The organism is Streptococcus sp. HF-100, assembly GCF_015594635.1.
Classification (GTDB): Bacteria; Bacillota; Bacilli; order Lactobacillales; family Streptococcaceae; genus Streptococcus; species Streptococcus vaginalis.
In genome coordinates this window covers 51,404-76,894 of sequence record NZ_JADNQV010000005.1, presented here as the reverse complement: position 1 = coordinate 76,894, position 25,491 = coordinate 51,404, and the positions used below count along the sequence as shown (strand labels likewise).

The 25,491-nt window shown below is 39.3% G+C and carries 26 protein-coding genes and 1 pseudogene; 23 read left to right on the top strand and 4 right to left on the bottom strand.

Annotated features, from left to right (window positions below; translation table 11 throughout):
- Positions 1–6: 6 nt before the first annotated feature.
- Together argR and mutS are read left to right on the top strand one after the other, a co-directional pair.
- Positions 7–447 (top strand): arginine repressor, encoded by a 441-nt coding sequence (gene argR, locus IYQ23_RS06030; protein WP_003027809.1) that lies wholly within the window; start codon positions 7–9, stop codon positions 445–447.
- Between the two features lie 370 nt (positions 448–817).
- The gene (mutS, locus tag IYQ23_RS06025; RefSeq protein ID WP_195674377.1) at positions 818–3,379 is read left to right on the top strand and encodes a DNA mismatch repair protein MutS; all 2,562 of its coding nucleotides are present in this window, start codon (positions 818–820) and stop codon (positions 3,377–3,379) included.
- 188 nt (positions 3,380–3,567) lie between these two features.
- Here mutS and IYQ23_RS06020 read toward each other — a convergent pair whose 3' ends face one another.
- Entirely contained in the window at positions 3,568–4,026 is a 459-nt protein-coding gene (locus IYQ23_RS06020) for a DUF3021 domain-containing protein (protein WP_003026654.1), read from the bottom strand.
- Positions 4,023–4,463, bottom strand: a complete 441-nt coding sequence (locus tag IYQ23_RS06015; RefSeq protein ID WP_195674376.1) for a LytTR family DNA-binding domain-containing protein — start codon at positions 4,461–4,463, stop codon at positions 4,023–4,025. The genes IYQ23_RS06020 and IYQ23_RS06015 overlap by 4 nt, the downstream gene beginning before the upstream one ends.
- A 253-nt stretch (positions 4,464–4,716) precedes the next feature.
- Between IYQ23_RS06015 and mutL the strand changes: the two genes are divergently transcribed.
- Positions 4,717–6,663 carry a DNA mismatch repair endonuclease MutL gene (gene mutL / locus IYQ23_RS06010; RefSeq protein ID WP_174721375.1) on the top strand — a complete coding sequence of 649 codons (1,947 nt, stop codon included), beginning with the start codon at positions 4,717–4,719 and terminating at the stop codon, positions 6,661–6,663.
- 472 nt (positions 6,664–7,135) lie between these two features.
- Here mutL and IYQ23_RS06005 read toward each other — a convergent pair whose 3' ends face one another.
- Positions 7,136–7,645, bottom strand: a complete 510-nt coding sequence (locus tag IYQ23_RS06005) for a helix-turn-helix domain-containing protein (protein WP_195674375.1) — start codon at positions 7,643–7,645, stop codon at positions 7,136–7,138.
- A 161-nt stretch (positions 7,646–7,806) separates the two neighbouring features.
- On the opposite strand from IYQ23_RS06005, the gene ruvA reads away from it, so the two are divergent.
- Both ruvA and IYQ23_RS05995 read left to right on the top strand, forming a co-directional pair.
- Entirely contained in the window at positions 7,807–8,397 is a 591-nt protein-coding gene (ruvA, locus tag IYQ23_RS06000) for a Holliday junction branch migration protein RuvA (protein ID WP_049517294.1), read from the top strand.
- A 10-nt stretch (positions 8,398–8,407) separates the two neighbouring features.
- Positions 8,408–8,987: pseudogene (locus tag IYQ23_RS05995) on the top strand (DNA-3-methyladenine glycosylase I).
- Positions 8,988–9,089: 102 nt separating this feature from the next.
- Here IYQ23_RS05995 and IYQ23_RS05990 read toward each other — a convergent pair.
- Positions 9,090–9,503, bottom strand: a complete 414-nt coding sequence (locus IYQ23_RS05990) for an EamA family transporter (RefSeq protein WP_192876136.1) — start codon at positions 9,501–9,503, stop codon at positions 9,090–9,092.
- Positions 9,504–10,102: 599 nt separating this feature from the next.
- On the opposite strand from IYQ23_RS05990, the gene IYQ23_RS05985 reads away from it, so the two are divergent.
- The 18 genes from IYQ23_RS05985 (at position 10,103) to nrdG (ending at position 25,308) form a co-directional block, all read left to right on the top strand.
- A complete protein-coding gene (locus IYQ23_RS05985) occupies positions 10,103–11,371 on the top strand; it encodes a competence/damage-inducible protein A (protein WP_195674374.1) in 1,269 nt (422 codons plus the stop codon).
- A gap of 46 nt (positions 11,372–11,417) precedes the next feature.
- The gene (gene recA / locus IYQ23_RS05980; protein WP_003040800.1) at positions 11,418–12,563 is read left to right on the top strand and encodes a recombinase RecA; all 1,146 of its coding nucleotides are present in this window, start codon (positions 11,418–11,420) and stop codon (positions 12,561–12,563) included.
- Between the two features lie 86 nt (positions 12,564–12,649).
- Complete coding sequence (spx, locus tag IYQ23_RS05975) at positions 12,650–13,048, top strand: transcriptional regulator Spx (RefSeq protein WP_003026638.1); 399 nt, start codon at positions 12,650–12,652, stop codon at positions 13,046–13,048.
- 85 nt (positions 13,049–13,133) lie between these two features.
- The gene (locus IYQ23_RS05970) at positions 13,134–13,703 is read left to right on the top strand and encodes an SP0191 family lipoprotein (RefSeq protein WP_003026634.1); all 570 of its coding nucleotides are present in this window, start codon (positions 13,134–13,136) and stop codon (positions 13,701–13,703) included.
- Positions 13,704–13,806: 103 nt separating this feature from the next.
- A complete protein-coding gene (locus tag IYQ23_RS05965) occupies positions 13,807–14,364 on the top strand; it encodes an SP0191 family lipoprotein (protein WP_003026633.1) in 558 nt (185 codons plus the stop codon).
- Between the two features lie 280 nt (positions 14,365–14,644).
- Positions 14,645–14,911: an IreB family regulatory phosphoprotein gene (locus IYQ23_RS05960; RefSeq protein ID WP_009569646.1), complete on the top strand. Its 267-nt coding sequence runs from the start codon at positions 14,645–14,647 to the stop codon at positions 14,909–14,911.
- On the top strand, positions 14,911–15,330 hold the full coding sequence (gene ruvX / locus IYQ23_RS05955; RefSeq protein ID WP_195673242.1) for a Holliday junction resolvase RuvX: 420 nt from the start codon (positions 14,911–14,913) through the stop codon (positions 15,328–15,330). Before IYQ23_RS05960 ends, ruvX begins: the two co-directional genes overlap by 1 nt.
- 16 nt (positions 15,331–15,346) lie before the next feature.
- Entirely contained in the window at positions 15,347–15,658 is a 312-nt protein-coding gene (locus IYQ23_RS05950; RefSeq protein WP_003027765.1) for a DUF1292 domain-containing protein, read from the top strand.
- 199 nt (positions 15,659–15,857) lie between these two features.
- On the top strand, positions 15,858–17,099 hold the full coding sequence (locus tag IYQ23_RS05945) for a bifunctional folylpolyglutamate synthase/dihydrofolate synthase (protein ID WP_195674373.1): 1,242 nt from the start codon (positions 15,858–15,860) through the stop codon (positions 17,097–17,099).
- Between the two features lie 48 nt (positions 17,100–17,147).
- Positions 17,148–17,585 carry an SP_0198 family lipoprotein gene (locus IYQ23_RS05940; protein ID WP_195674372.1) on the top strand — a complete coding sequence of 146 codons (438 nt, stop codon included), beginning with the start codon at positions 17,148–17,150 and terminating at the stop codon, positions 17,583–17,585.
- A gap of 259 nt (positions 17,586–17,844) precedes the next feature.
- Entirely contained in the window at positions 17,845–19,377 is a 1,533-nt protein-coding gene (cls, locus tag IYQ23_RS05935; RefSeq protein ID WP_174720870.1) for a cardiolipin synthase, read from the top strand.
- A 62-nt stretch (positions 19,378–19,439) separates the two neighbouring features.
- Complete coding sequence (locus IYQ23_RS09645) at positions 19,440–19,574, top strand: hypothetical protein (RefSeq protein WP_267490141.1); 135 nt, start codon at positions 19,440–19,442, stop codon at positions 19,572–19,574.
- Positions 19,575–19,628: 54 nt separating this feature from the next.
- Entirely contained in the window at positions 19,629–21,161 is a 1,533-nt protein-coding gene (locus IYQ23_RS05930) for a heme transporter CcmD (protein ID WP_195674371.1), read from the top strand.
- 107 nt (positions 21,162–21,268) lie between these two features.
- Positions 21,269–23,479, top strand: coding sequence for an anaerobic ribonucleoside-triphosphate reductase (nrdD, locus tag IYQ23_RS05925; RefSeq protein ID WP_195674370.1), 2,211 nt, complete (start codon positions 21,269–21,271; stop codon positions 23,477–23,479).
- A gap of 8 nt (positions 23,480–23,487) precedes the next feature.
- Positions 23,488–23,628 carry a hypothetical protein gene (locus IYQ23_RS05920; RefSeq protein ID WP_003031250.1) on the top strand — a complete coding sequence of 47 codons (141 nt, stop codon included), beginning with the start codon at positions 23,488–23,490 and terminating at the stop codon, positions 23,626–23,628.
- Between the two features lie 59 nt (positions 23,629–23,687).
- Positions 23,688–24,185, top strand: a complete 498-nt coding sequence (locus tag IYQ23_RS05915) for a GNAT family N-acetyltransferase (RefSeq protein ID WP_195674369.1) — start codon at positions 23,688–23,690, stop codon at positions 24,183–24,185.
- Positions 24,186–24,194: 9 nt separating this feature from the next.
- A complete protein-coding gene (locus tag IYQ23_RS05910) occupies positions 24,195–24,698 on the top strand; it encodes a GNAT family N-acetyltransferase (protein WP_024053208.1) in 504 nt (167 codons plus the stop codon).
- Between the two features lie 4 nt (positions 24,699–24,702).
- Positions 24,703–25,308 carry an anaerobic ribonucleoside-triphosphate reductase activating protein gene (gene nrdG, locus IYQ23_RS05905; RefSeq protein WP_003040794.1) on the top strand — a complete coding sequence of 202 codons (606 nt, stop codon included), beginning with the start codon at positions 24,703–24,705 and terminating at the stop codon, positions 25,306–25,308.
- Positions 25,309–25,491 lie beyond the last annotated feature (183 nt).

Here is a 25,491-nt window from a genome sequence, read left to right as displayed (position 1 = left end):
GATAAAATGAAAAAGAGTGAACGTCATAAACTAATTAAGCGAATGATTAAGGAAGAAAAACTGAGTACACAAAAAGATATTCAGGATCGTTTAAAGGCACAAGGCATCATTGTAACACAGACAACCCTCTCTCGGGACTTACGTGAAATTGGATTGACGAAAGCCAAGAAAAACAATGAAGTTTATTATGTTTTAGCAGATGAAACAAATAAAATCGATTTGGTTGAGTTCTTGTCTTATCATGTAGAGGGCGTTTCTCGGGCGGAATTTTCCTTGGTTCTTCATACTCGCTTAGGGGATGCTTCTATTCTGGCTAACTTTGTGGATGCCAATAAAGGTGAGCTAATTTTAGGAACGGTAGCAGGAGCTAACACGCTCTTAGTTATCTGTCGTGATACAGCAGCTGCAAAACAAATGGAAGAGCAGCTTCTTGAGAAAATGGATTAAGAAAATGAATGATGAGGCTGGGACAAAGAGCTCAGCTTCCTTTGTTTATGTAGTCAACAAGACGCAGTAGCTGATTGCTCAAAGCAATGCTTCGAGGTGGCGGATAGGACTTGCGAAGCACGTCTCAAGCTGTTGTTTTTCAAACTCGGAAAAACACCTTTGACAAAAACTTTGTTTTCTTTATCCACCACCTCAACAGTCTTCCAGACTGTTGAGCAACCCTGCGGGAGTGAGACTACGAACTGAAAATTTTCAAGATGAGTTTTGTCCTACTCCAGCTATGTGGATGTGGGACGAAGAAATCAAGTTTCTACGAAACTATTGATTTCTATCCCACTCTTATCACTATTAACCAACAGAAAGGATGAGAATGACAAAAGAAAAACTATCTCCAGGAATGCAACAGTATTTAGATATAAAAAAAGATTATCCAGATGCTTTTTTGTTGTTTCGCATGGGAGATTTTTATGAATTATTCTATGATGATGCGACCAATGCGGCACAGATTTTAGAGATTGCTCTGACTAGTCGCAATAAAAACTCGGAAAATCCAATCCCAATGGCAGGAGTTCCTTACCATTCAGTGCAGCAATACATTGATGTTTTAATTGAAGCAGGCTATAAAGTTGCGATTGCAGAGCAAATGGAAGATCCTAAAAAAGCGGTTGGAGTAGTCAAACGCGAAGTAGTACAGGTGATTACGCCGGGGACAGTAGTTGATTCTTCAAAACCAGACAGTCAGAATAACTTTTTAGTGGCTTTGGATAAGCTGTCATGTATATATGGACTGGCTTATATGGATGTGGGAACGGGTGAATTTCAGGTCACAAGTCTTAGTGACTTTAACATAGTCTGTGGAGAAATCCGAAACCTGCGAGCGCGTGAAGTGGTCTTAGGGTATGAATTGTCTGAAATGGAGCGCCAAGTATTGGAGACTCAAATGAATCTCCTTTTATCGCAAGTAGAAACTACATTTGATGATGTTCAGCTACTAGGAAAGGACTTGTCGCCGCTAGAGCGCCAAGTAGCTGGAAAGTTATTACAGTATGTTCATAAAACGCAGCTACGTGAGCTTAGTCATTTGAAACAAGTTCATCATTATGAAATCAAAGATTTCTTGCAGATGGACTACTCAACTATGGCAAGTCTGGATTTAACAGAGAATGCTCGGACAGGAAAGAAGCACGGGAGCCTTTATTGGCTGATGGATGATACCAAGACAGCTATGGGAACACGATTGTTGAGAGCGTGGATTCAACGTCCGTTGATTGATAAAGAGCGAATCGTCAAGCGGCAGGGTGTAGTGCAAGTCTTTTTAGATCATTTCTTTGAGCGCAGTGACTTATCAGACACTCTCAAAGGAGTGTATGATATTGAGCGTTTAGCCAGTCGGGTTTCGTTTGGCAAGACCAATCCAAAAGATTTATTACAACTTGCTGCGACATTGAGTCATGTGCCACAAATTAAGGGAATTTTAAAAGGAATTGATAGCCCAGTTTTGGAAGATTTGATTGCAAAATTGGATGAAATTCCTGAACTGGCGTCCTTAATTCAGTCAGCAATTTCGCCGGATGCTCCAAATGTCATTACAGAGGGTAATATTATTAAAACAGGTTTTGATGAAACCTTGGACAAGTATCGAGTGGTCATGCGAGATGGAACGAGCTGGATTGCAGATATTGAGGCGAAAGAAAGAGAAGCTAGTGGAATTAACAACCTGAAGATTGATTACAATAAAAAAGATGGTTATTATTTCCATGTCACCAATTCTCAGCTTGAACATGTTCCCAGTCATTTTTTCCGCAAGGCAACTTTGAAAAATTCGGAGCGTTTTGGTACGGAAGAACTGGCTCGTATTGAAGGTGAGATGTTGGAAGCGCGTGAAAAATCAGCTAATTTGGAATACGAGATTTTTATGCGCATTCGTGAGGAAGCTGGTAAATATATCAAACGCCTGCAATCCTTGGCGCAAACTCTGGCAACGGTTGATGTGCTGCAAAGCTTTGCAGCTGTAGCAGAAAAGCAACATTTTGTGAGACCAGAATTTATTGAGCAGCGCTCTATCCAAATTGATAAAGGGCGGCATGCGGTCGTAGAAAAAGTTATGGGTGCACAAACCTATATTCCTAATAGCATTTCAATGGATGAGAATGTTAATGTTCAGCTAATTACAGGCCCAAATATGAGTGGGAAGTCAACTTATATGCGGCAGTTAGCGATTATTGTGATTATGGCTCAAATGGGCTCTTATGTTTCAGCCGAAAGTGCCCAATTGCCGATTTTTGATGCAATCTTTACTCGAATTGGTGCAGCTGATGACTTGGTTTCTGGACAATCAACCTTTATGGTGGAAATGATGGAAGCAAACCATGCTATTTCTCAAGCAACAGAAAATTCACTCATTCTTTTTGATGAGTTAGGAAGAGGAACAGCTACCTATGATGGCATGGCGCTTGCTCAAGCTATTATTGAGTATATTCACAATCGGACAGGAGCCAAGACACTTTTTGCGACTCACTATCACGAGTTGACAGAACTGTCAACTAGCTTGACACAACTAGAAAATGTCCATGTAGCAACCCTAGAAAAAGATGGTCAAGTAACATTTCTTCATAAGATTGAGGTTGGGCCTGCTGATAAATCTTATGGGATTCATGTAGCAAAAATTGCAGGTTTGCCAAATGATTTGTTGACAAGAGCGGATCAAATATTGACACGATTAGAAAGCCAAGCAAATGAGAAATCATCTCTCGGCATCTCTAATACATTGCCTGCGGCTGCTCGTGAAAAAAATCAAGTGGCTGAGCAGATGTCTTTATTTACAGAAACAACTGAATCACCTATTTTAGACGAGTTGCGCCAGTTGGACATTTATAATATGACCCCAATGGAAGTGATGTTGGCTGTGGCAGAGATGAAGAAGAAACTTTAAAATGTTGAAGCTATAGTGGGTGTGACTGGCTAACAGCTTATTTTGCTGAAATGTCATACCAGAATTGCAGCTAGGGTCTAATCTTCAAACCACAACAATTTAGTAAGCTATGATCGTTTTCTATCAATCTGCATTCTAAGTTGGGCTCAAATAACCGCCGTGAGTTTTTTCACAGCGGTTATTTCTTGCTATTTGCTTTGTTTGTTTAAGTGATGATTGATTTTCTCAATTTTCTTTTTAGTCAGATAAGACAGGATTGCCCAAAGGATGAGATAAACAACAGTAAATTCCAAAATTAACTGTAAGATGAAAATGGGTTCACTTGGAAACCAGCCGGCTAATAGAGCTAGAGGGATAAACCCTAAAATCATAAGCCCATAATGACAGATTGTTGCTTTGAGAATGCTCCAATCTTTTTTGAAAAGCTCTTTCCCTAAGCTAAAGAGCAAGCCGATTAGACACCATATCGCTGCGCAATAGAGAACGACTAAGGCGCCGTGAATATGATGCTGTTCCATCCAAAGACCAACTGCTGAATAAGGGTTGAGCGGATGATAGACAGGTGCAAAAAAGTAAGAAAAGATGACGGATAGGAGAAGCCCGATAACAATACCTCCTAGAGCATCTCTGAATAATGTTTTTTTCATAGCTGTAATTTCTCCTTTATAGCTTTGAGATAACGGCGAGATGAATAAGTTATCTGACCGTTTTTTAGTGTAATCTGAATCAGACCGCTGCCGGTCAATTTCAGATGATCAATCTGTTTGGTATTGATGATTTCAGATTGGGAAATCTGTAGAAAATCAGCAGGAAGCAATTCCAAAACTTGATAAAGTGGAAGTCCTAAGTGATAATTGTCTGTTACTGTTTCAGCCCAAACTTGGCGGTTTTCAATATAAACCCGCTGGATTTCAGTAGTATCTAATAGGTAAATATCTTCCTCTTTTTTGGCTCGAATAACTTTGTTTTTATCGAGTTGTTGAGCAAATTTCAGCAGTCGCTGAATGGCATCTGACAAAGCCGGTGCTTCGATAATGACTTTTTCTTCTGAAAACTTTTCGTCAATATGCAATTGAACTTTCATAAACATCCCTTCTTTCCAGATGTTAGCTTGTTGCTTATTTTCGTTAATAGCAAGAGGTTACTAACTACCTCCCTCTTCCTAAATCTATTAAACATTATTTCGACTAGGAAAACAAGGACTTTTACCTAAGTGGTTGCTTTGCTTGTCTATTTGGTCCTTTCTAGGAAACGATGTGTGTTCCTCTCACACCAGACTTCTGATAGAAAAACAGCTTTATGTTATAATAATAGCTAGAATACTTACGGAGAAAACTATGTCAAAAATTATTGAACTACCAGAAAATCTTGCTAATCAGATTGCAGCAGGTGAGGTCATCGAGCGACCTAGCAGCGTGGTCAAGGAGTTGATAGAGAATTCCATTGATGCTGGTGCTACTCGGATTATAGTTGAGATTGAAGAAGCGGGACTCAGGAGCATTCAAGTCATTGATAATGGTGAAGGAATTGAGCATGAGGAGGTTTCCTTGGCTTTGCGGCGGCATGCTACTAGTAAAATCAAGAAACAAGCCGACCTTTTTCGAATTCGGACATTGGGCTTTCGGGGCGAGGCACTTCCATCCATTGCCTCTGTTTCACGTTTGACGATTGAAACTGCGACAAGTAGTGGTGCACATGGAACGCTTCTGATTGCGCAAGGTGGAGAAGTTGAGACTTTAGAGCCAAGTAGCTGTCCTAGGGGTACCAAAATCAAAGTGGAAGACCTTTTTTTTAATACGCCTGCTCGCTTGAAATATATGAAAAGTCAACAAGCGGAACTATCTCATATTGTAGATGTGATGAATCGTTTGAGCTTGGCTCATCCGGAGGTCGCTTTCACTCTTGTTAATGACGGTAAAGAGATGACACGGACAGCAGGAACAGGAAATCTGCGTCAAGCAATTGCTGGCATTTATGGACTGACAACAGCCAAAAAAATGATTGAAATTTCAGCATCTGATTTGGATTTTGAAGTATCAGGCTATATTAGTTTGCCAGAATTAACAAGGGCTAATCGGAATTACATTACTATCCTCATCAATGGTCGCTACATCAAGAATTTCCTACTCAATCGAGCTATTTTAGATGGATATGGTAGCAAGCTCATGGTGGGACGTTTCCCGATTGCTGTGATTGATATTCGGATTGACCCATATCTTGCTGATGTTAATGTTCACCCGACCAAGCAAGAAGTGCGGATTTCAAAGGAGCGAGAGCTCATGGCCTTGATATCGCAAGCTATTGCTGCAAGTTTGAAAGAGCAAGATTTGATTCCGGACGCATTAGAGAATTTAGCCAAATCAACTATTAACCGAGCAATTAAGCCTGAGCAGACCAGCCTCCCTCTCAAAGAGAACCGACTTTATTACGATAAAGAAAGAAATGACTTCTTTGTGAAACCACAAGTGTCAGAAGCTCAACCTTCTTTTGAGGAATCTGCCCGATTAGACCAACAATCTGCTGATACAGATGAACTCAATTCAAAAGTTGCTTCTGTCAAATTTGCAGAAAGGCAATCTCCTTCTTACAATCAACTAGATCATCCAGAGCTGGATCAGGCGAGCTTAGAGAGAGCTTTAGATAAGCTAGATGGAGAAGAAACTTCAACGTTTCCAGAATTGGAATATTTCGGGCAAATGCACGGCACCTACCTTTTTGCTCAAGGAAACGGTGGTCTTTATATTATTGACCAACATGCAGCTCAAGAGCGAGTAAAGTACGAATATTACCGCGAAAAAATCGGAGATGTAGATGCTAGTCAGCAGCAGCTTCTGGTTCCCTATATCTTTGAATTTCCAGCTGATGATATGTTGCGTCTGAAACAACGAATGGCTCTTTTAGAAGAAGTCGGTGTTTTCCTTGAAGAATACGGAACTAATCAATTTATTCTTCGTGAACATCCCATTTGGCTTAAGGAAGAGGAGATCGAGTCGGGTATCTATGAGATGTGCGATATGCTACTTCTAACCAAGGAAGTCTCTATCAAGAAATATCGCGCTGAGCTGGCTATTATGATGAGTTGCAAACGCTCTATTAAAGCCAATCACAGTTTAGATGACTATTCAGCGCGTGATTTGATTTTTCAGTTATCACAATGCGACAATCCCTACAACTGCCCTCACGGTCGTCCCGTTTTAGTCAACTTCACCAAATCTGATATGGAAAAAATGTTCCGTCGGATTCAGGAAAACCATACTAGCTTGAGAGAATTGGGCAAGTATTAAAACTATTTATAAAAGCTCTAAAACAGAGAGTTTGGGACAAAAAGATTTCAATTTTTAAAAATCTTAATTATTAAGCCCTTCAAATCTATAATTAAATGCGAAAAGCGAACAAAGCAGAATTCTGATTTGTTCGCTTTTTATATTTGAGGTCGGACTTTTGTCCCAGCCTCCTCCGCACAGCTCGAAAGGTTTGGGGAACCCTTCGAGGCTGGAAATAAAGTCAAGTGAAACTTGGGTCAAAAGGACTGGAAAAGTTGAGTTATCAACGTATTAGAGTCCACTCAGCAGTGATTGATTGGCACTAAAGTGCCTAATCAATTGTGCATGGGAAACTCTACATTGACTAAAGTCACTAGAGCTTCTCCAAATCACTGCGTCTTATAATTCTGACTATATAAACAAAAGAAGTTGAACACTTTTGTCTCAGCTTCTGTTTTTAAGATTTTATCTGTAATTGAGTTTCAGCAGTGATTTAAGATGTTTGGCTATAGGAATGGGGTTCTTGATGTTCAGCACTTCCTACTCTAAAGTTAGTTATCTGGTCCAAGTAAGTTTTCTTGATGGTCAGATACCTCTTGCAAGATAAGGCTGCGCCGACAGATAGAAAGAAGAGGAAAAAGATGAGGGATGGATTCCAGGGAAGATAGAGTACTCCTGCGAAAAAGAAGAGGGTGATGGCCAGAAAGAGGATATAGAGGACGTTGACCAGACCAAAGCTTCTGACCTCCTGTTGATAGCCCTCGCTTTCCGAAGTAGTCCACTTGGATCTGGCTTCTTTCTCATCTGCTTGATCCAGTAGCAGATAATCCGTCGTCACCTGAAAGATTTTGCTCAGTTCGATGACCTTCTCGATTTCCGGCAGGGCCTGAGCAGATTCCCACTTGGAGATGCTCTGCCGGGAGACATTGACCTTTTCCGCCAGTTGATCCTGAGACCAGCCTCTTTCCTTTCGCAGTTCAAAAATTCGTTTATTGATTTGCATTTGCTAAATCTCCTTTCATATTTCTCTACTTGTATTGTACCATGATTGAGAGAACTTGAACATATAGCCAGCTTTCCTTTTTGTCAACCGGAGGTTGCGCTTTTATTTGCAGTTTCTGCGCTCAGAATATGATATACTAAAAGGGTTGAAAAGGAGAAGTCATGTACGAATATTTTAAAGGAATTTTAAGTAAAATCACAGCCAAATATATTGTAGTGGAAGTGGGGCAAATTGGCTATATCCTGCATGTGGCAAATCCCTATGCCTATTCAGGTCAGGTCAATCAGGAGATTCAAGTTTTTGTTCATCAGGTGGTCAGAGAGGATGCCCAGCTCCTCTACGGTTTTCGCACAGAGGATGAAAAGCAGCTTTTTCTCAATTTGATTTCGGTCTCTGGCATTGGACCCGTTTCTGCTCTTGCGATAATCGCTGCCGATGATAATGCCGGTTTGGTGCAGGCCATTGAGCAGAAAAACATCACTTATCTGACAAAATTTCCTAAAATTGGCAAAAAAACAGCCCAACAAATGGTGCTGGACTTAGAAGGCAAGGTTGTGGCAATAGGTGCTACTCCTAAGCAAGTTGCTGTTGCAGCTACTAGTGACAATCAAGAATTGGAAGAAGCCATGGAAGCTATGTTGGCTCTGGGCTACAAGGCGGCTGAACTCAAGAAAATTAAGAAATTCTTTGAAGGAACCAATGATACCGCGGAAAACTATATCAAATCCGCCCTCAAAATGCTGGTAAAATAAAGGAGAAAAGATGAAACGATGTAGCTGGGTAAAAGAGAATAATCCTTTATATATCGCCTATCATGACCAAGAGTGGGGTCGTCCTTTGCATGATGAGCGGGCTTTATTTGAGTTGCTCTGCCTAGAGACTTATCAGGCAGGACTATCTTGGGAGACCATTCTCAATAAACGAGCAGCCTTCCGACAAGCTTTTCATGGCTATGATGTTCATCAGGTGGCAGTCATGACAGATGCGGGAGTTAGAAGGTATTTTACAAAATCCTGCCGTCGTCCGAAATCGTCGGAAAATCTATGCAACACGTGCTAACGCTCAAGCTTTTCTGAAAATACAGGCAGAGTTTGGCAGTTTTGATCATTATCTCTGGTCTTTTGTAGACTTTACACCGATTGACAATCCTGTCAAGGACTACAAGCAGATGCCCTCCAAGACTCCATTGTCTGAAAAACTGGCCAAAGATATGAAGAGACGAGGCTTCGAGTTTGTAGGACCAGTCTGTGTCTATTCTTTCCTGCAGGCGGCAGGTCTTGTCAATGACCATGAGGAGACTTGCGATTTTAATTCAGCAAGAAAAACAATCAAACGATTTTAATAGCTTTGCTATCTTTTATGTGAGTAGTCGGTGCAATATTTATTGACCGATACTGTTTTATATTTTTCGTAATATTGCTGTATTTATGATGATATGACATCACTACAAAACCATGACCAAAGTTCCAATCGTAATCAAAATGCTGCCAATCAAGGATTTCATAGTAAAATCCTCGTGTAGAAAGATAAAAGCAAGAATGAGTGTGAGGACAACACTAAGTTTATCAATAGGAACGACCTTGGAGGCTTCTCCCTCCTGCAATGCTCGGTAATAACAGAGCCAGGAAGCGCCCGTCGCCAATCCAGATAAAATCAAGAAAATCCAACTTTTCTTGCTGATGTTAGCAAGACCGAGTTGCCCTTTCGTCAAAAAGACCATACCCCAAGCCATTAAAACAACGACCACTGTCCGAATAGCTGTCGCTAGATTAGAATTGACACCAGAAATCCCGATTTTGGCTAAGATAGATGTCAGTGCTGCAAATAAAGCAGAAAGAAATGCAAAAACTGCCCACATCATTAAATCTCCTTAAATGTTTTGTTTTCTTTATTTTATCACATTTGATTCTATCTAACACAGCAAACTAAAGGCACTCAGGCAGTACAAAATTGTCTGTTTTTTATATAAAACCTAGTTTTGCTAAGCTAATCCTCATTTTTGAAGAGGCTGGGGCGAAAGTCTCCAACTTCAAAGTATATAAAGCGATAAATCAATGACGTAGTAGCTGATTGCTCAAAGCACGGCTTTGTGGTGATGCGAAGCAAGTCTCAGGGTATTAGCTTTTCAAGCTCGCAAAAACACTTTTGACGAAAACTTTATTTTCTTTATCCACCGTCTCAACAGTCTCCCAGACTGTCGAGCAAGCTTGCGGAGGTGAGATTACGAACTAAAAATTTTCAAGATGAGTTCTACCTCACTCCCATAATCGAGGTAATCATATTATTGATGTGACACAATTATAGTTATAAATTAGAAGGCTGGCAATTCCAGACTTTTTCTTTTTGAAAAATTCTTAATCTTATCAATTTGCTTACAGATTCTTTTCTTAAAATGAAGTTTTTAAGATTTTTTGTGATAAAATAAAATCAATTGCGAATAGTAAAGTAGGAGGTTCTATGAAAGCAGAAATTATTGCTGTGGGTACTGAAATTCTGACCGGGCAAATTGTTAATACGAATGCTCAATTTTTATCGGAAAAATTAGCGAGTCTGGGTGTAGATGTATATTTCCAAACAGCAGTTGGAGATAATGAAGCTCGTCTGTTATCCATTTTAGAAATTGCTCGAAATCGTAGTAATTTGGTCATCTTAACTGGAGGATTAGGCCCAACAGAAGATGACTTGACTAAGCAGACTTTGGCAAAATTCTTAAATCGTAGGTTGGTATTTGACCGAATGGCTACGGAGAAATTGGACCGCTTTTTCGCAAGTCGACCGGATTATGCTCGAACACCAAACAATGAGCGACAAGCTCAAATAGTGGAAGGCTCGACTCCTCTACAAAATGAAACTGGGCTTGCAGTAGGAGGCGTGATTGAGGTCAGTGGCGTGACTTATGTTGTTCTACCTGGTCCGCCTAGTGAATTAAAACCTATGGTGAACAATAAGCTGGTTCCACTTTTAGCGACTGGTCAAAAATTGTATTCAAGAGTCTTACGTTTCTTTGGTATCGGTGAAAGTCAATTAGTAACCCTTTTAGGAGATTTAATTGATAATCAGACCGATCCGACCATTGCTCCTTATGCTAAGACGGGAGAGGTGACATTGCGATTGTCCACCAAGGCTACTAGTCAAAAGGAAGCAGATATTAAGTTTGCTCATTTAGAAAAGAAAATTTTAGCAGTACAGACTTTTGAGAAACAACATTTAGCAGACCTTTTCTACGCTTATGGAGATAATAATTCTCTGGGGCAAACAGCTTTTGAACTGCTGAGAAGAGCAGAAAAGACCGTCACAGCAGCTGAAAGTTTGACCGCAGGACTCTTTCAAGCGACTTTGGCAAACTTTTCTGGAGCCTCCAATGTCTTTAGTGGTGGCTTTGTTACCTACAGTATGGAGGAAAAGAGCCGAATGCTGAGCATTCCCTTGGCAGACTTAGAAAAGCATGGGGTAGTTTCAGCTTTTACAGCGGAGAAAATGGCTGAGCAGGCAAGAAAATTGACCGCTAGTGACTATGCGGTGAGCTTGACAGGTGTGGCAGGTCCAGACAGCTTAGAAGGACATCCAGCAGGGACAGTTTATATCGGCCTAGCAACCACAGAAGATGTTCGGTCTATTAAGGTTAATATTGCGGGTCGCAGTCGGACAGATGTACGTAAAATAGCCGTTCTGCATGCTTTCAATCTGCTGCGAAAAACTTTATTAAAAAACGAAAACATGCTATAATAATTAGATAGGCAAAAAATAATTTATCACTATATAGGAGAAATAAATGGCGAAAAAACAAAAAAAATTAGAAGAAATTTCAAAGAAATTTGGCGAGGAACGTCAAAAAGCGCTAGATACTGCACTTAAAAATATTGAAAAAGATTTTGGTAAAGGAGCGATTATGCGCCTAGGTGAGCGCGCTGAACAAAAAGTTCAAGTCATGAGTTCAGGTAGCTTGGCGCTAGATATTGCTCTTGGTGCAGGAGGGTATCCAAAGGGGCGGATTATTGAAATCTATGGACCAGAGTCTTCTGGTAAGACGACCGTAGCTCTTCATGCAGTAGCGCAAGCTCAAAAAGAAGGCGGTATTGCAGCTTTTATTGATGCAGAACACGCTCTTGACCCGGCTTATGCACAAGCCCTTGGAGTTAATATTGATGAACTCTTACTTTCTCAGCCGGACTCTGGTGAGCAAGGTCTTGAGATTGCTGGGAAATTGATTGACTCTGGTGCGGTAGATTTGGTAGTTATTGACTCCGTGGCAGCCCTCGTACCACGTGCTGAGATTGATGGAGACATTGGAGATAGTCACGTTGGTTTGCAAGCGCGGATGATGAGTCAAGCTATGCGTAAATTGTCTGCTTCCATTAACAAAACGAAGACAATTGCGATTTTCATCAACCAATTGCGTGAAAAAGTTGGTATTATGTTTGGAAATCCAGAAACAACACCTGGTGGTCGTGCCTTGAAATTCTATGCGTCTGTTCGTTTAGATGTTCGTGGAAATACCCAAATCAAGGGGACTGGTGATGAGAAAGATACCAATGTTGGTAAGGAAACCAAGATTAAGGTTGTGAAGAATAAGGTTGCTCCGCCATTCAAGGAAGCTTTCGTAGAAATCATGTATGGTGAAGGAATTTCTAAAACAGGCGAGTTGATTAAAATTGCGACAGACCTTGATATTATCAAAAAAGCGGGTGCTTGGTATTCTTATAATGATGAAAAGATTGGTCAAGGGTCTGAAAATGCTAAGAAATACTTGGCGGATCATCCAGAAATTTTTGATGAAATTGATCATAAAGTTCGAGTGCATTACGGTTTGATTGAGGATGATGCTGAAGATGAAAAAAATGCAGAAGCAACTAAATCAGCAAACAAGGTGGAGGAAGTCACACTAGATTTGGATGACGCGATTGAGATTGAGGAATAATTTTTTAAAAATAGGTCGCAAGACGGAGGAATTTTGTGGTATAATATAGTATGATAATAGTACCGTGTGGCGAAAGGAGTACTTACATGATTACAATTTATACTGTCTCAAGTTGCACTAGTTGTAAAAAAGCAAAAACATGGCTCAATGCTCACCAGTTAACTTATAAAGAACAAAATCTTGGTAAAGAAGGAATTACAAAAGAAGAGTTATTAGATATTCTAACAAAAACTGAAAATGGGGTTGCAAGCATTGTTTCTTCAAAAAATCGTTATGCAAAAGGCTTAGGTGTAGATATTGAAGAATTAAGTGTGAGTGAAGTGATTGACTTGATTATGGAAACTCCACGCATCTTGAAAAGCCCTATTTTAGTAGATGACAAGCGCCTACAAGTGGGCTACAAAGAAGATGATATTCGTGCATTCTTACCTCGCTCGGTTCGTAATGTTGAAAATACAGAAGCGCGTTTACGCGCGGCCTTGTAAAGAGTGGAATTTCCACTCTTTTTTTATTTCGATGTTTATTGATATTAAAAATATGATAAAATAAAGAATGAGGAGGAGTTAATCCATGAAAAGAAGCCTGATTCTATTAACCATTATTCTTACAGTCTTAGCAGGATGTGGTCAAAAAAAAGAAACAAAATCAAAAACAAGCAAGCAATCAATTGATAGTACGTTGCCAGTTATTGCAAACGCTGAAAAAGAAACAGTTGTGACAAAAACCTTATCATTCCCTAAAACAGCTGAAGGGATTCAACAAACACAAACAATTACTTACAAAGGCGATCAATTTTTAAGTTTAACGATTGAGCAAATCATGCCGATGAAAGAAGAAATGAAAAAAGTAGTTGCGGAAGTTGGAGTTGCTGAAGCGCAAAAATTATTGGAGAAATCTTTGGCTGAAGATGAAAAATTTACACAAGCAAAAAGTTTGGAAGGTTTTTCGACCTCTTTGGAAATTATAAATGATCAAGAATTGAAGCGAGTTCATACTTTTGATTTTCAAGTTTTGGATGTTAATAAGGCCGCTGATACTGAATATTTAAAAAATATGAAATTAAAAGAATTTTTAAAAATGAAACCAAAAGAATATGTTGAAAATCAGATTGCGAGTGGTGCAACGGAAGTCAATCAATAACTGTCAATCATTGGTTGCCTTTTTAGACAGGCTGTTTTGACAACGCTTACAAAAGATGGTATACTATTCTTATAAAGCTCTAAAATACAAGGAGGATATTTTTATGAGAAAATCGGTTGTTTTGTTAGGAGCAAGTTTGTTGCTGCTCACAGCTTGTGGTCAAAAATCCGGTCAGAATCAGTCAGGGGATAGTAAGACTGGTTCGAGTGTTGTGAAAAAGGATTCTGTTGTGACCAAGTCTTTTCAACAAAAACAGACTGTCCAAGGGATTGAACAAACACTTACGCAAACTATTTCTTATGAAGGAAAAACCTTTAAGAAGTTTGTGATAAATCTTGAACAAATACTTCCTGAAAATATGAAGAGTGTATTAGCGGGTCAAGATTTAGAAAGCACTAAGCCGCACTTGATTTCTGCTTTTGAAAAGGCTGCAGGATTGGATAAATTTAAGTCTTTGGGCGGTGTTGATGTTAAAACAGACATTACAAAAGACTATATTATTAAAGTTACAATCAATATTGATATGAGCAAAATCAACCTTGATGAAGCATCAAAACTGGATACATATGGCTCTATGTTTTCAACTATTAAAAATTTAACACCCAAACAATATATTGAATCTGTCAAAGCAGCTGGAGCTAAAGAAGTTGCAAATCCATGATTTTATAGGTGTATAATGAAACAAAAAGAGGCTGGGACAAAAGTCCTTAACCTCGTCAGATTTTTATGAGTTTCTTGCAAGTTGCAGCGGTTGAGTGGGTTCTATGCGGTTGATAAATCAACCTTTACAGCCCTACTCAACTGTGCGGGGGTGGGACGACAAAATCAAATTTCTTCGAAATTACCGATTTTTGTCCCACTCCCTTTTTCAACCTCTTTCATTTGTGAAAAGTATTGAAATGTGCTATAATATGGATATTCTAGTGAAAGAAGGTGTAATTGTGGGATTTACAGATGAGACAGTACGTTTTAATCTTGATGATTCAAACAAAAAAGAGATTAGTGAAACATTGAAAGATGTCTATGTGTCGCTGAATGAAAAAGGTTATAACCCAATCAACCAAATCGTGGGATACGTGCTTAGTGGTGATCCTGCGTATGTACCTCGCTATAATAATGCACGAAATCAAATTCGTAAATATGAACGTGATGAGATTGTAGAAGAATTAGTTCGTTATTATTTGAAAGGGCAAGGCATTGATCTCTAATGAGAATTATGGGGTTAGATGTTGGTTCAAAAACAGTTGGTGTCGCAGTTAGTGATCCACTTGGTTTTACAGCTCAAGGACTTGAAATTATTCCTATTGATGAAGAAAAAGGGGAATTTGGTTTTGATCGTTTGAGTGAGCTTGTAAAAGAATATAAGGTTAATAAGTTCGTTGTAGGACTCCCTAAAAATATGAACAATACAAGCGGACCACGTGTAGAAGCAAGTCAAACTTATGGTGCTAAGATTGAGCAATTATTTCATTTGCCAGTTGAATACCAAGATGAGCGTCTAACAACGGTAGCTGCGGAAAGAATGCTGATTGAGCAAGCGGATGTGAGCAGAAAGAAGCGAAAAAAAGTGATTGATAAGCTCGCAGCGCAGCTCATATTGCAGAATTATTTAGATCGAAATTTTTAATAATAAAGGAGAAAACATGGCACACGATCATAACCATGACCATGAACACGAAGAGCGTGAGTTGATTACGCTAGTAGACGAGCAAGGAAATGAAACTTTGTTTGAAATTCTCTTGACCATTGACGGAAAAGAAGAATTTGGTAAAAACTATGTTCTCTTAATTCCAGCTAGCGCAGAAGAAGATGAAAATGGCGAGGTAGAAATTCAAGCTTACTCGTTTACTGAAAATGAGGACGGAACAGAAGGCGATTTGCAACCAATCCCAGAAGATTCAGATGCTGAATGGGATATGATTGAAGAAGTTTTCAATAGCTTTATGGAAGAATAAAAATTGCGTACACTAGCTTTTCGTATTACAGACGATGAAGAGATTAAAAGGCTGTGTGAATCGTTATTTTATGGTATACGAATGAGTGGTTGGTTAATTCCCATGTGGAGCAAGAGTTCCAGCCATTCAAGTAAATTGTGGGGTGTGACATGAACCAAAGTCTGGTTCTGTTTCACTCCCTTTTTGCTGGGAGAAGAATATGAATGAAATTGAAACGTGGCTAGAGAGTCGCATTGGTTTAAATTTTCGCTCTGGTTTAGAGCGAATGAGACAGGCTATAAGTCTTTTGGATCATCCGGAAGAAAATTATCCCATTATTCATGTGACAGGAACGAACGGAAAAGGCTCAAGCATTGCTTTTATGAGTCAATTATTTGCAGAGCATAAAAAGAAGGTGGGAATCTTTACGTCACCTCATATGGTGAGCATTTATGATCGGATTTGTGTCAATCATAAACCAATCTCTGACAAGGATTTTGTTAGAATTGGGCGCCGTATTCAAGCAATGGAAAGGCAACTTTTGCGGACACAAGATTCATTATCTTATTTTGAAATTTTAACACTCATAGCTTTATTGTATTTCGAAGAAGAGCAGGTAGATGTGGCTTTAATTGAGGTGGGAATTGGTGGACTTTTAGATGCAACAAATGTAGTGATAGGAGATGTTGCGGTTGTAACGTCTGTAGGATTGGATCATCAAGAAACATTAGGAGACTCCATAGTAGCAATTGCGGAGCAGAAAGCAGGAATTTTCAAGAAAAAGGAACGAGCTGTTATCGGGCCGCTGGCTGAAGAAGCTAGAAGGGTCTGCGAATTGCGCGCAGATGAGTTGGGAGTCGTTTTGTATGAACACGGTAGGGATTTTTCATTTTCAAAAGGACAATTTTCTAATCAAGATAAAATGATAGTTGGTTTACAGCTGGGTCTCAAAGGTACTTATCAGGAAGAAAATGCAGCTGTTGCTTTGCAAAGTTTTCTTTTATTCATGAAACAGCAAAATTGGCAACCACAAGTAAAATGGATACGCAAGGCTTTGCAAGAGACCCATTGGGCAGGGAGACTGGAATATTTTGAGAGAGGAATTTATTTGGACGGGGCTCACAATTTACCCGCTTTGTCACGTTTGGTGGAGTTTATTCGCCAGCAAGGACAAAAAGAAATCTTTCTCTTATTCGGTGCTTTGAAACGCAAAAATTATCAGGGGATGCTGTCTTATCTTCAGCAGGAATTGCCTCATGTGCAGTTGTTCGTAACGACTTTTGAGGATGACGGTGCAGCAAATGAACAGGACTTTACAAATGGTCTCTACATTGCCTCTTATCAGGACTTTATCGAACAATTTATTAAAAGCGCTAATGACAATCAGCTCCTTTTTGTAACAGGTTCTCTTTATTTTATTGCGGAAGTTCGTGCTTTTCTTTTGGAGAAAGAAATTGACTGATTAGAATGGTTGATGGTATAATAGAAATGTAAGTAAAGGAGGATAAAAATGGCACAATTAAAGAAATTCTGCTACGTCGCATTTTTTCTGATAGGACTTATCATTTTGACATCGTGTGCCAAGTCTAACCAAACTTCACCGTCATCTCAATCTGTCTCAAGCAGTCAATCAACTACAGTCTCAGGTGAGAGTGGTACTTCGTCAACTATTGCGGAAAATTCCTCAGAAAAATTAGACGGTACTTATAAAGGTATGGACGAAGAAGAGGAGATCACTTTGGCTATCAAGGGAAACAGTGGTACATGGACAAAAAAAGAACCAAATGGTAAGGAAGAAGTAAAACAGGTGAGCATTGATCCAACAAATCAGAGAATGACGATTGGTGATGACATTGAGCGTTATATGATTGATGGCAAACAGTTAACGATTGAGGATATTGAGCAAGAAAATGGAGAAAATGATACGGTCGTTTTAACGAAGCAATAGCCTGTCTGGGACTGGAGCAAATTTTAGCCACTCTCCAGATTGTTGAAGCATGCGGGAGTGAAAAGGGAACAGGCAATATGTCAGTTAGCACTTAGAATAAGGGAGTGAGGAAAAGTTGATGGTTACGAACCACAACTTTTCTTTTACTCTTTTTTGCTCTAATGAAAAAATACTTTGAATATCGAAGAATGAGTGATTCTGGCTTGATTTATTAGGAAATCCCCGTTATACTAGTACTAAGTAAAAACAGGGAGAGAAAATGAATCTTAGGAAATTTCAGCTATTGATGTCAAAATATGGTTTCAGTATTATTATCATGTTACTAGAACTTGCGCTCATTTTTTGGTTTTTCTTTTGGCTTGGTCGCTGGACACCTACTTTATGGATTGTCTTTGTGATTTTATTCAGCTTGGCAACGATTTTAGCGATTGTCAATCGTTCAATGACACCGGAAAGTAAAGTAACTTGGCTCTTGGTAGCGTTTGTTCCAGTCATTGGCCCCTTGCTTTATTTGATGTTTGGCGAGCGCCGATTATCCAGAAGTGAACTGAAACAGCTAAAAAATATGGATCAGATGAAATTTCGTGAGGACAATAGCTATGAGTTGCGGTTAGACTTGAAAAAAACAGATAAATCAGCTTACGGGATTATTAAGTCGCTTCTCAGCATGGATCATAATGCGGATGTTTACGACGGCACGGAATCGCAATTTTTCTCTTTGGGAGAAGAGATGTTCCAGAAAATGCTGGAAGATTTACGCAAAGCAGAAAAATTTATTTTTTTAGAATATTACATTGTGGAAGAAGGTATCATGTGGAATAGTATTTTGGATATTCTGCGTGAAAAGGCAGCCCAAGGTGTGGAAGTGAAAATGCTCTATGATGACATTGGCTGTATGGCAACTCTTCCGGGAGATTATACTAGCCGATTGCAGGCTATGGGGATTGACGCTCATAAGTTTAACAAAGTGATTCCGCGGATGACGGTGGCTTATAATAATCGAGATCATCGTAAAATTCTCGTCGTTGACGGGCAGATTGGCTATACTGGTGGCATCAATCTGGCAGATGAATATATCAATCACATCGAGCGATTTGGTCACTGGAAAGACGGTGGGATTCGTCTGAACGGGCGCGCTGTAAAAGCCTTGACACGGCTGTTTCTGATGAACTGGTATATCAACCGTGGGAAAATCAGTGATTTCGATCGCTATCATTTGGACAACAAAGCTGTAGATGCGTCAGGGCTCTATATTCCGTATGGAAGCGGCCCGAAGCCCATGTATAAAGCTCAAGTGGGTAAAAATGTCTATCAAAATATAATCAGCCAGGCGACAGATTATGTGTATATTGCCACGCCGTATTTAATCATTGATTATGATTTGACGGAAGACATCAAAAATGCTGCTATGCGGGGGGTAGATGTCCGCATTGTGACACCTTATATTCCGGATAAAAAAATCATTCAGCTTATTACGCGAGGAGCTTATCCTGATTTAATGGCGGCTGGGGTTCGGATTTATGAGTATACACCGGGCTTTATTCACAGTAAGCATGTAGTGGCTGATGATGATTTTGGTGTTGTCGGAACAATCAATTTTGATTACCGCAGCTTAGTTCATCACTATGAAAATGCTGTTTTGATGTATAAAACGCCTTCTATGTTTGACTTGAAGCGAGATTTTGAGGAATTGTTTGAAACCTCACAAGAAATACATGAAGATACCATTAAAAATACCTGGTATCAACGCTTGATTAAAGAAATTGTCGAATTATTTGCACCGATGCTATAAAATTTCTCTTGTAATGAGAGGAATTTTTCTTTTTTACGAATAATCTAGTAAAAGGAGGCAGAATGGTTATCGATTTAACAAGTGAAGAAAAAGAATTTTTGAAAGAGTATGCGGCTGTAAGTTATCATCGTTTTCGAGAATTGGAATACTACACTTTGCTTTTGCAAAAGATGAAGATTGTGTCAGAATCAAGCTGACAGATAGAGGAGATTTTGGTATACTAAATAAGACTGATATCAAGGAGAATCTTTATGCACGACACAATGCTTGAACAAGAGCCAATAGTAGAGAGTATTCACGAAGAAAGTGAACAGAAAAATTTTTTTGTAGAACCTACACCGACGCCGTTTGTCGTTTTATTTTTGTGGAGCTTATTATTGAGTGTTTTAAGTGTTGCCAATCCGTTTTTGACCAACCTTGCTACTAATCTGCAATCTCAAAATTTATATGCTGGATGGGCAATGGCGCAGGGGCAGGTTATTTATGGAAATATTTATGGAACGAGTGGTTTGCTTTATTATCTAACTAATTGGGTGGGTAGTCTTTTCATGGGTAATATTTTATTTGCAGTAGTGCAGTGCTTTGCCCTATTTGTTGCAGGAATTTTTCTTTTTAAAATTGTTTACCAATTAACAACTGTAAGGAATACCTCTGTAAAGATTCTTTCTTTATTTTATGGATTAACCTTAGCTTTGGGCTGGGGCGGTTTATATTCTAGTATTTTTGCTTTTCCTTTTGTATTTGGTGCACTGTACTTTCTGATGCGCTATGTTGCAGGAGAAGCTAGTGACAGAGGTTTTATTGGTTTTGGTGCGCTCGGTACATTGATGTTTATGACAGATCCGATGACAAGTCTCGTGTTTTATTTAGTGGCTTTCCTTGTTTTGTCAGCTTATAATATTAGTGTAAAGAAAAAAGTACATGGCCTTTATCAATTTTTAGCAGCACTTGTAGGCTTTTCGTTTCTATTTTATCCTTTAGGCTATTATACGGTTTTAAATGGTAGCTTTGGTCTTGCGATTAGTCAGATTCTTTATCCGTTGGAAAGCTTACGCTTTGCAGGGCAGCACTTGTTGTATAATGGTTTACTTTATGGTGGGTTAATCATTGGAATTGGTTTAGTGTTTTCTTGGGTGAGAAGTTTTTCATTGCCAGCAAATTCTTTGGAACGTTTCCTGCAGCTATTTAGTTTTTTCGCGTCCTTAATTTTAGTTTTATTTGTTTTCTTTTTGCCAGATCAAGGCGCTTATCAGCTGTTGCCTGTTTTGCCATTCTTCCTGATTTTGCTCAGTATGTGGTTAGGAAAAAGTAAACTTAAAAGAGGTGGACGTCATAGCCGTGTACAAAAATCTACATCTATTTTAGGAACGTATGTTGCAAAAAATGCTTTCTTGCCGCTTTTAGCAGTTACTTACTTAATTGGTTCTCCGCTTGTTAATCACTATATTTTATCTTCAGGTGAAGCAAGTGAACGTGTTTCTGCGGCAAATTATATCAAAGATAAAGCGAAGAAGACTGATAAAATCTATGCTTGGGATAAAACAGCAGCGCTTTATCAGGCGAGTAGACACTTATCTGCAGTACCAATTTTAACACCTAGCTTGTACCAAGGAACCGATGAAAATAAAATGGCGCTAGCTAGGAGTCTGAAAGAAAATGCACCAACCTATATTTTAGTGAATAATCAAGTGCCTGTTCTTCAAGATGTGCAAAAACAAATTCAGAAAAATTATGAGAAAACTGACCTGGAACTTCATCATTTCAAGCTTTATAAATTAAAATGATTTAATCAATATCTTGTGTTTAAAATAAAATTTTAAGTTTTTTACCACAAGATATTGATTTTTTTTATGAGAGTGATATAATATGATTTATATGAATGGAGGAGCTCATGATAGCATTAAAAGAAGAAACAGTACAAGGTTTTGCTGATATTTATGTTGAAAAACGTGACGGTCGTCGTGTGGCTTTTGACGCAGATAAGATTTATAAAGCGCTTGTCAAAGCTAGTCAAGAAGTAACGACGATGACGCCGTTGTTAGAAGCAAAACTTGAAGGGATTACCAATAAAATTGTAGCAGAGGTGATTGAACGCTTCCCTGCTGGTGTTAAAATTTATGAAATTCAAAATATCGTTGAGCATGAATTGTTGCAAGCCAATGAATATGCTATTGCGGAAAGTTATATTACTTACCGTACGCAACGTGATTTTGCGCGTTCAAAAGCAACAGATATCAACTTCACAATCGGCAAATTGCTGAATAAAGATCAAGCGGTTGTCAATGAAAATGCCAACAAGGACAGTGATGTTTTCAATACTCAACGTGATTTGACAGCGGGGATTGTTGGGAAATCAATTGGTTTGCAAATGCTGCCGCCGCATGTAGCAAACGCCCATCAAAAAGGGGATATTCATTATCATGATTTGGACTATAGCCCATATACGCCGATGACAAACTGCTGCTTGATTGATTTCAAAGGTATGCTGGGAAATGGTTTCAAGATTGGAAATGCAGAGGTGGAAAGTCCAAAGTCGATTCAAACTGCGACTGCGCAAATTTCTCAAATCATTGCCAATGTCGCCTCTAGTCAGTATGGTGGTTGTTCAGCTGATCGAATTGATGAAGTTTTAGCGCCTTATGCTGAAAAGAATTACGAAAAGCATTTGAAGGATGCGCGTGAATGGGTCGTTCCTGAAAAACAGGAAGAGTTTGCTTGGGAAAAGACGAAAAAAGACATTTACGATGCCATGCAGTCTTTGGAATATGAAATCAATACCTTGTTTACGTCAAATGGACAAACCCCATTTACATCGCTTGGTTTTGGTCTTGGCACCAATCGTTTTGAGCGTGAAATTCAAAAAGCGATTCTTCAAATTCGCATTAAAGGTCTGGGGTCTGAACATCGGACAGCTATTTTTCCTAAATTGATTTTCACGTTGAAGCGCGGATTGAACTTAGAACCGGATAGCCCAAACTATGATATTAAACAGCTGGCTTTGGAATGCGCTACGAAACGGATGTACCCAGATGTCTTGTCTTACGACAAAATTGTGGAATTAACAGGTTCTTTTAAAGTTCCAATGGGTTGCCGTTCTTTCTTACAAGGTTGGAAAGATGAAAATGGTCAAGAAGTCAATTCTGGTCGTATGAATCTTGGGGTTGTAACTGTCAACCTTCCAAGAATTGCCCTCGAATCTGAAGGTAATATGGATAAATTCTGGGAAATCTTCAATGAACGGATGAACATCGCTGAAGATGCCCTTGTCTATCGTGTGGAACGTACAAAAGAAGCAACGCCAGCTAATGCTCCTATCCTTTATCAATATGGCGCTTTTGGGCAACGTCTTGGTAAATATGACAAGGTAGATCAACTCTTTAAACATCGTAGAGCTACGGTTTCTCTCGGCTATATCGGTCTGTATGAAGTAGCGACTGTCTTTTATGGTGGTGAATGGGAACATAACCCAGAAGCTAAGAAATTTACAGTAGATATTGTTCGTGAAATGAAACGCCGTGTCGAAGAGTGGTCTGACCAATATGATTATCACTTCTCAGTTTACTCTACACCGTCTGAAAGTCTGACAGATCGCTTCTGTCGTCTGGATACAGAAAAATTTGGTCTTGTGAAAGATATTACAGATAAGGAATACTATACTAATAGCTTCCACTATGATGTTCGGAAGAATCCAACACCGTTTGAAAAATTAGATTTTGAAAAAGATTATCCAGCAGCGGGTGCGTCGGGCGGCTTTATCCACTATTGTGAATATCCTGTTTTGCAACAAAATCCAAAAGCGCTCGAAGCTGTTTGGGACTATGCTTACGATCGTGTGGGCTATCTGGGAACCAATACTCCGATTGACCATTGTTATAAGTGCGATTTTGAAGGGGATTTCACGCCAACAGAACGTGGATTTACTTGTCCAAACTGTGGCAATAGCGATCCTAAGACAGTTGATGTTGTCAAGCGAACTTGTGGTTATCTTGGAAATCCTCAAGCCCGTCCGATGGTAAATGGACGTCACAAGGAGATTTCAGCTCGTGTTAAACACATGAATGGTTCAACAATCAAGTTCGAAGGACATCATGTAGAAAAGTAGGAACTTTCATGGGAAAATATCAATTAGACGATAAAGGAAAAGCACAAGTGACACGCTATCATGAAAAGCATTCCAAAGGCGGAGTCAATAAAAAAGATCGTGTTGCAAATTTGCGAGAACAATTCTTACAAAAAACAAAGAAAAAATAGGAGAAAGAGTGAGGTTTGCATGAAGCTAGTCTCACTCTCTTTCTATCAAGGTGAGAAAAATGGAATTAAGACGACCAGGATTAGAAGATAAAGAGGCGGTGATAGACCTCATACTAGAATTTGAAAGGTCAAATGCTGCACACGATGGCGGTTTTTGGGACAAGGAAAATTTCGTTTATGAAGATTGGATTGCTGGAAACCAAGATGCGGAAATGGGTCTCAATATTCCTAATACATGGGTGCCGGCTATACAGTTTGTTGCCTTTGATAAAGGACAGGCTGTTGGCTTTCTAAATTTACGCTTGCGTCTGAATGAACATTTACGCGGACATGGCGGTCATATTGGTTATAGCATTCGTCCGTCTATGCAGGGGAAAGGCTATGCGACCGCTATGTTGAAAAAAGGGCTTCTTGTCGCTGCTTCAAAGAATATCCACCGAGTGCTAGTTACTTGTGCGGAGGACAATTCTGCTAGTAGGGCAGTTATTTTAAAAAACGGGGGCATATTAGAAGACATCCGACAGGGCACCGAACGCTATTGGATAGATTTGAATTAGGAGTAATTTATGGAATTACGAAGACCAGAATTGGCAGATAAAGAAGCGATACTTGAAATGATTGCAGAATACAAAGAGCAGGGGCTTCTCATGAATGGCGGTGTAGAAAGCACTTGGGCATATGCAGAAAATTACGAAGATTGGTTGCAAATCAATCGTGATCAAGAGGCAGGACTGAATTTGAAAGAAGGGCGTGTTCCAGCTATTTTGTTTGCTTCCTTTGCAGATGATCGTGCATTAGGTTTTTTAGGGCTTCGTATGACACTAAATGATTTTTACTTAGAGTTGGGCGGGCATATTGGCTATGGCATTCGGCCTAGTGAGCGGGGGAAAGGGTATGGTAAACAACAATTAGCCTTGGCTTTACTTGAAGCCAAAAAATTAGCGCTCTCTCCCGTTCTGATTACTTGCGATATGGATAATGCTGCTAGTCGAGCAGTGATTTTGGCCAATGGTGGAGTGTTGGAAGATGTACGAGCTGGGAAAGAGCGTTATTGGATAGAGTTGGGGTAGAAAAATGACATGGAATACACCGAAGCCAGGTGAGTGGAAAAGCGAAGAGTTAAGCAAAGGACGTATTATTGACTATAAAGCCTTTAATTTTGTAGATGGCGAAGGGGTGCGTAATTCCCTCTATGTCAGCGGCTGCATGTTTCATTGTGAGGGCTGCTACAATGTAGCAACTTGGTCTTTCAATGCAGGGATTCCTTATACGCATGAGCTGGAAGAGCAAATTATGAAAGATCTAGCAGAGCCCTATGTTCAAGGGTTGACTTTGCTTGGCGGAGAGCCTTTTCTTAATACAGGCATTCTTTTACCTCTAGTCAAGCGGATTCGTAAGGAATTGCCAAATAAAGATATTTGGTCTTGGACGGGCTACACATGGGAAGAAATGATGTTGGAAACACCAGATAAGCTGGAACTGCTGAGTCTTATTGACATCCTGGTCGATGGACGGTTTGACAAAGCCAAGAAAAATCTCATGCTGCAATTTCGCGGTTCTTCTAACCAACGAATCATTGATGTGCAAAAGTCTCTCAAAGCTGGGAAAGTGATCATTTGGGATAGACTGAATGATGGCACAGAAAGTTTTGAACAAGTTAATCGAGATAAAACAGAATAAATTTGAACCAAGGCAGGACTGAATGTTCCTGCTTTTTTGTTGTTTAAAATGTAATGGCGAAAGATTGCATTGAAAACGTATTTATAGATGAAAGTTTTAAGAATTTTTAAAGAACGTTTAACATTTAGTTATTTTATGCTATAATAGGGATAATAAAATGAATATTTTTGCATAGGAGTTTCA

Coding starts and splice junctions, on each gene's coding strand:
- argR (WP_003027809.1), top strand. CDS start 7: ATGAAAAAGAGTGAACGTCATAAACTAATTAAGCGAATGATTAAGGAA.
- mutS (WP_195674377.1), top strand. CDS start 818: ATGACAAAAGAAAAACTATCTCCAGGAATGCAACAGTATTTAGATATA.
- IYQ23_RS06020 (WP_003026654.1), bottom strand. CDS start 4,026: ATGAAAAAAACATTATTCAGAGATGCTCTAGGAGGTATTGTTATCGGG.
- IYQ23_RS06015 (WP_195674376.1), bottom strand. CDS start 4,463: ATGAAAGTTCAATTGCATATTGACGAAAAGTTTTCAGAAGAAAAAGTC.
- mutL (WP_174721375.1), top strand. CDS start 4,717: ATGTCAAAAATTATTGAACTACCAGAAAATCTTGCTAATCAGATTGCA.
- IYQ23_RS06005 (WP_195674375.1), bottom strand. CDS start 7,645: ATGCAAATCAATAAACGAATTTTTGAACTGCGAAAGGAAAGAGGCTGG.
- ruvA (WP_049517294.1), top strand. CDS start 7,807: ATGTACGAATATTTTAAAGGAATTTTAAGTAAAATCACAGCCAAATAT.
- IYQ23_RS05990 (WP_192876136.1), bottom strand. CDS start 9,503: ATGTGGGCAGTTTTTGCATTTCTTTCTGCTTTATTTGCAGCACTGACA.
- IYQ23_RS05985 (WP_195674374.1), top strand. CDS start 10,103: ATGAAAGCAGAAATTATTGCTGTGGGTACTGAAATTCTGACCGGGCAA.
- recA (WP_003040800.1), top strand. CDS start 11,418: ATGGCGAAAAAACAAAAAAAATTAGAAGAAATTTCAAAGAAATTTGGC.
- spx (WP_003026638.1), top strand. CDS start 12,650: ATGATTACAATTTATACTGTCTCAAGTTGCACTAGTTGTAAAAAAGCA.
- IYQ23_RS05970 (WP_003026634.1), top strand. CDS start 13,134: ATGAAAAGAAGCCTGATTCTATTAACCATTATTCTTACAGTCTTAGCA.
- IYQ23_RS05965 (WP_003026633.1), top strand. CDS start 13,807: ATGAGAAAATCGGTTGTTTTGTTAGGAGCAAGTTTGTTGCTGCTCACA.
- ruvX (WP_195673242.1), top strand. CDS start 14,911: ATGAGAATTATGGGGTTAGATGTTGGTTCAAAAACAGTTGGTGTCGCA.
- IYQ23_RS05950 (WP_003027765.1), top strand. CDS start 15,347: ATGGCACACGATCATAACCATGACCATGAACACGAAGAGCGTGAGTTG.
- IYQ23_RS05945 (WP_195674373.1), top strand. CDS start 15,858: ATGAATGAAATTGAAACGTGGCTAGAGAGTCGCATTGGTTTAAATTTT.
- IYQ23_RS05940 (WP_195674372.1), top strand. CDS start 17,148: ATGGCACAATTAAAGAAATTCTGCTACGTCGCATTTTTTCTGATAGGA.
- cls (WP_174720870.1), top strand. CDS start 17,845: ATGAATCTTAGGAAATTTCAGCTATTGATGTCAAAATATGGTTTCAGT.
- IYQ23_RS09645 (WP_267490141.1), top strand. CDS start 19,440: ATGGTTATCGATTTAACAAGTGAAGAAAAAGAATTTTTGAAAGAGTAT.
- IYQ23_RS05930 (WP_195674371.1), top strand. CDS start 19,629: ATGCACGACACAATGCTTGAACAAGAGCCAATAGTAGAGAGTATTCAC.
- nrdD (WP_195674370.1), top strand. CDS start 21,269: ATGATAGCATTAAAAGAAGAAACAGTACAAGGTTTTGCTGATATTTAT.
- IYQ23_RS05920 (WP_003031250.1), top strand. CDS start 23,488: ATGGGAAAATATCAATTAGACGATAAAGGAAAAGCACAAGTGACACGC.
- IYQ23_RS05915 (WP_195674369.1), top strand. CDS start 23,688: ATGGAATTAAGACGACCAGGATTAGAAGATAAAGAGGCGGTGATAGAC.
- IYQ23_RS05910 (WP_024053208.1), top strand. CDS start 24,195: ATGGAATTACGAAGACCAGAATTGGCAGATAAAGAAGCGATACTTGAA.
- nrdG (WP_003040794.1), top strand. CDS start 24,703: ATGACATGGAATACACCGAAGCCAGGTGAGTGGAAAAGCGAAGAGTTA.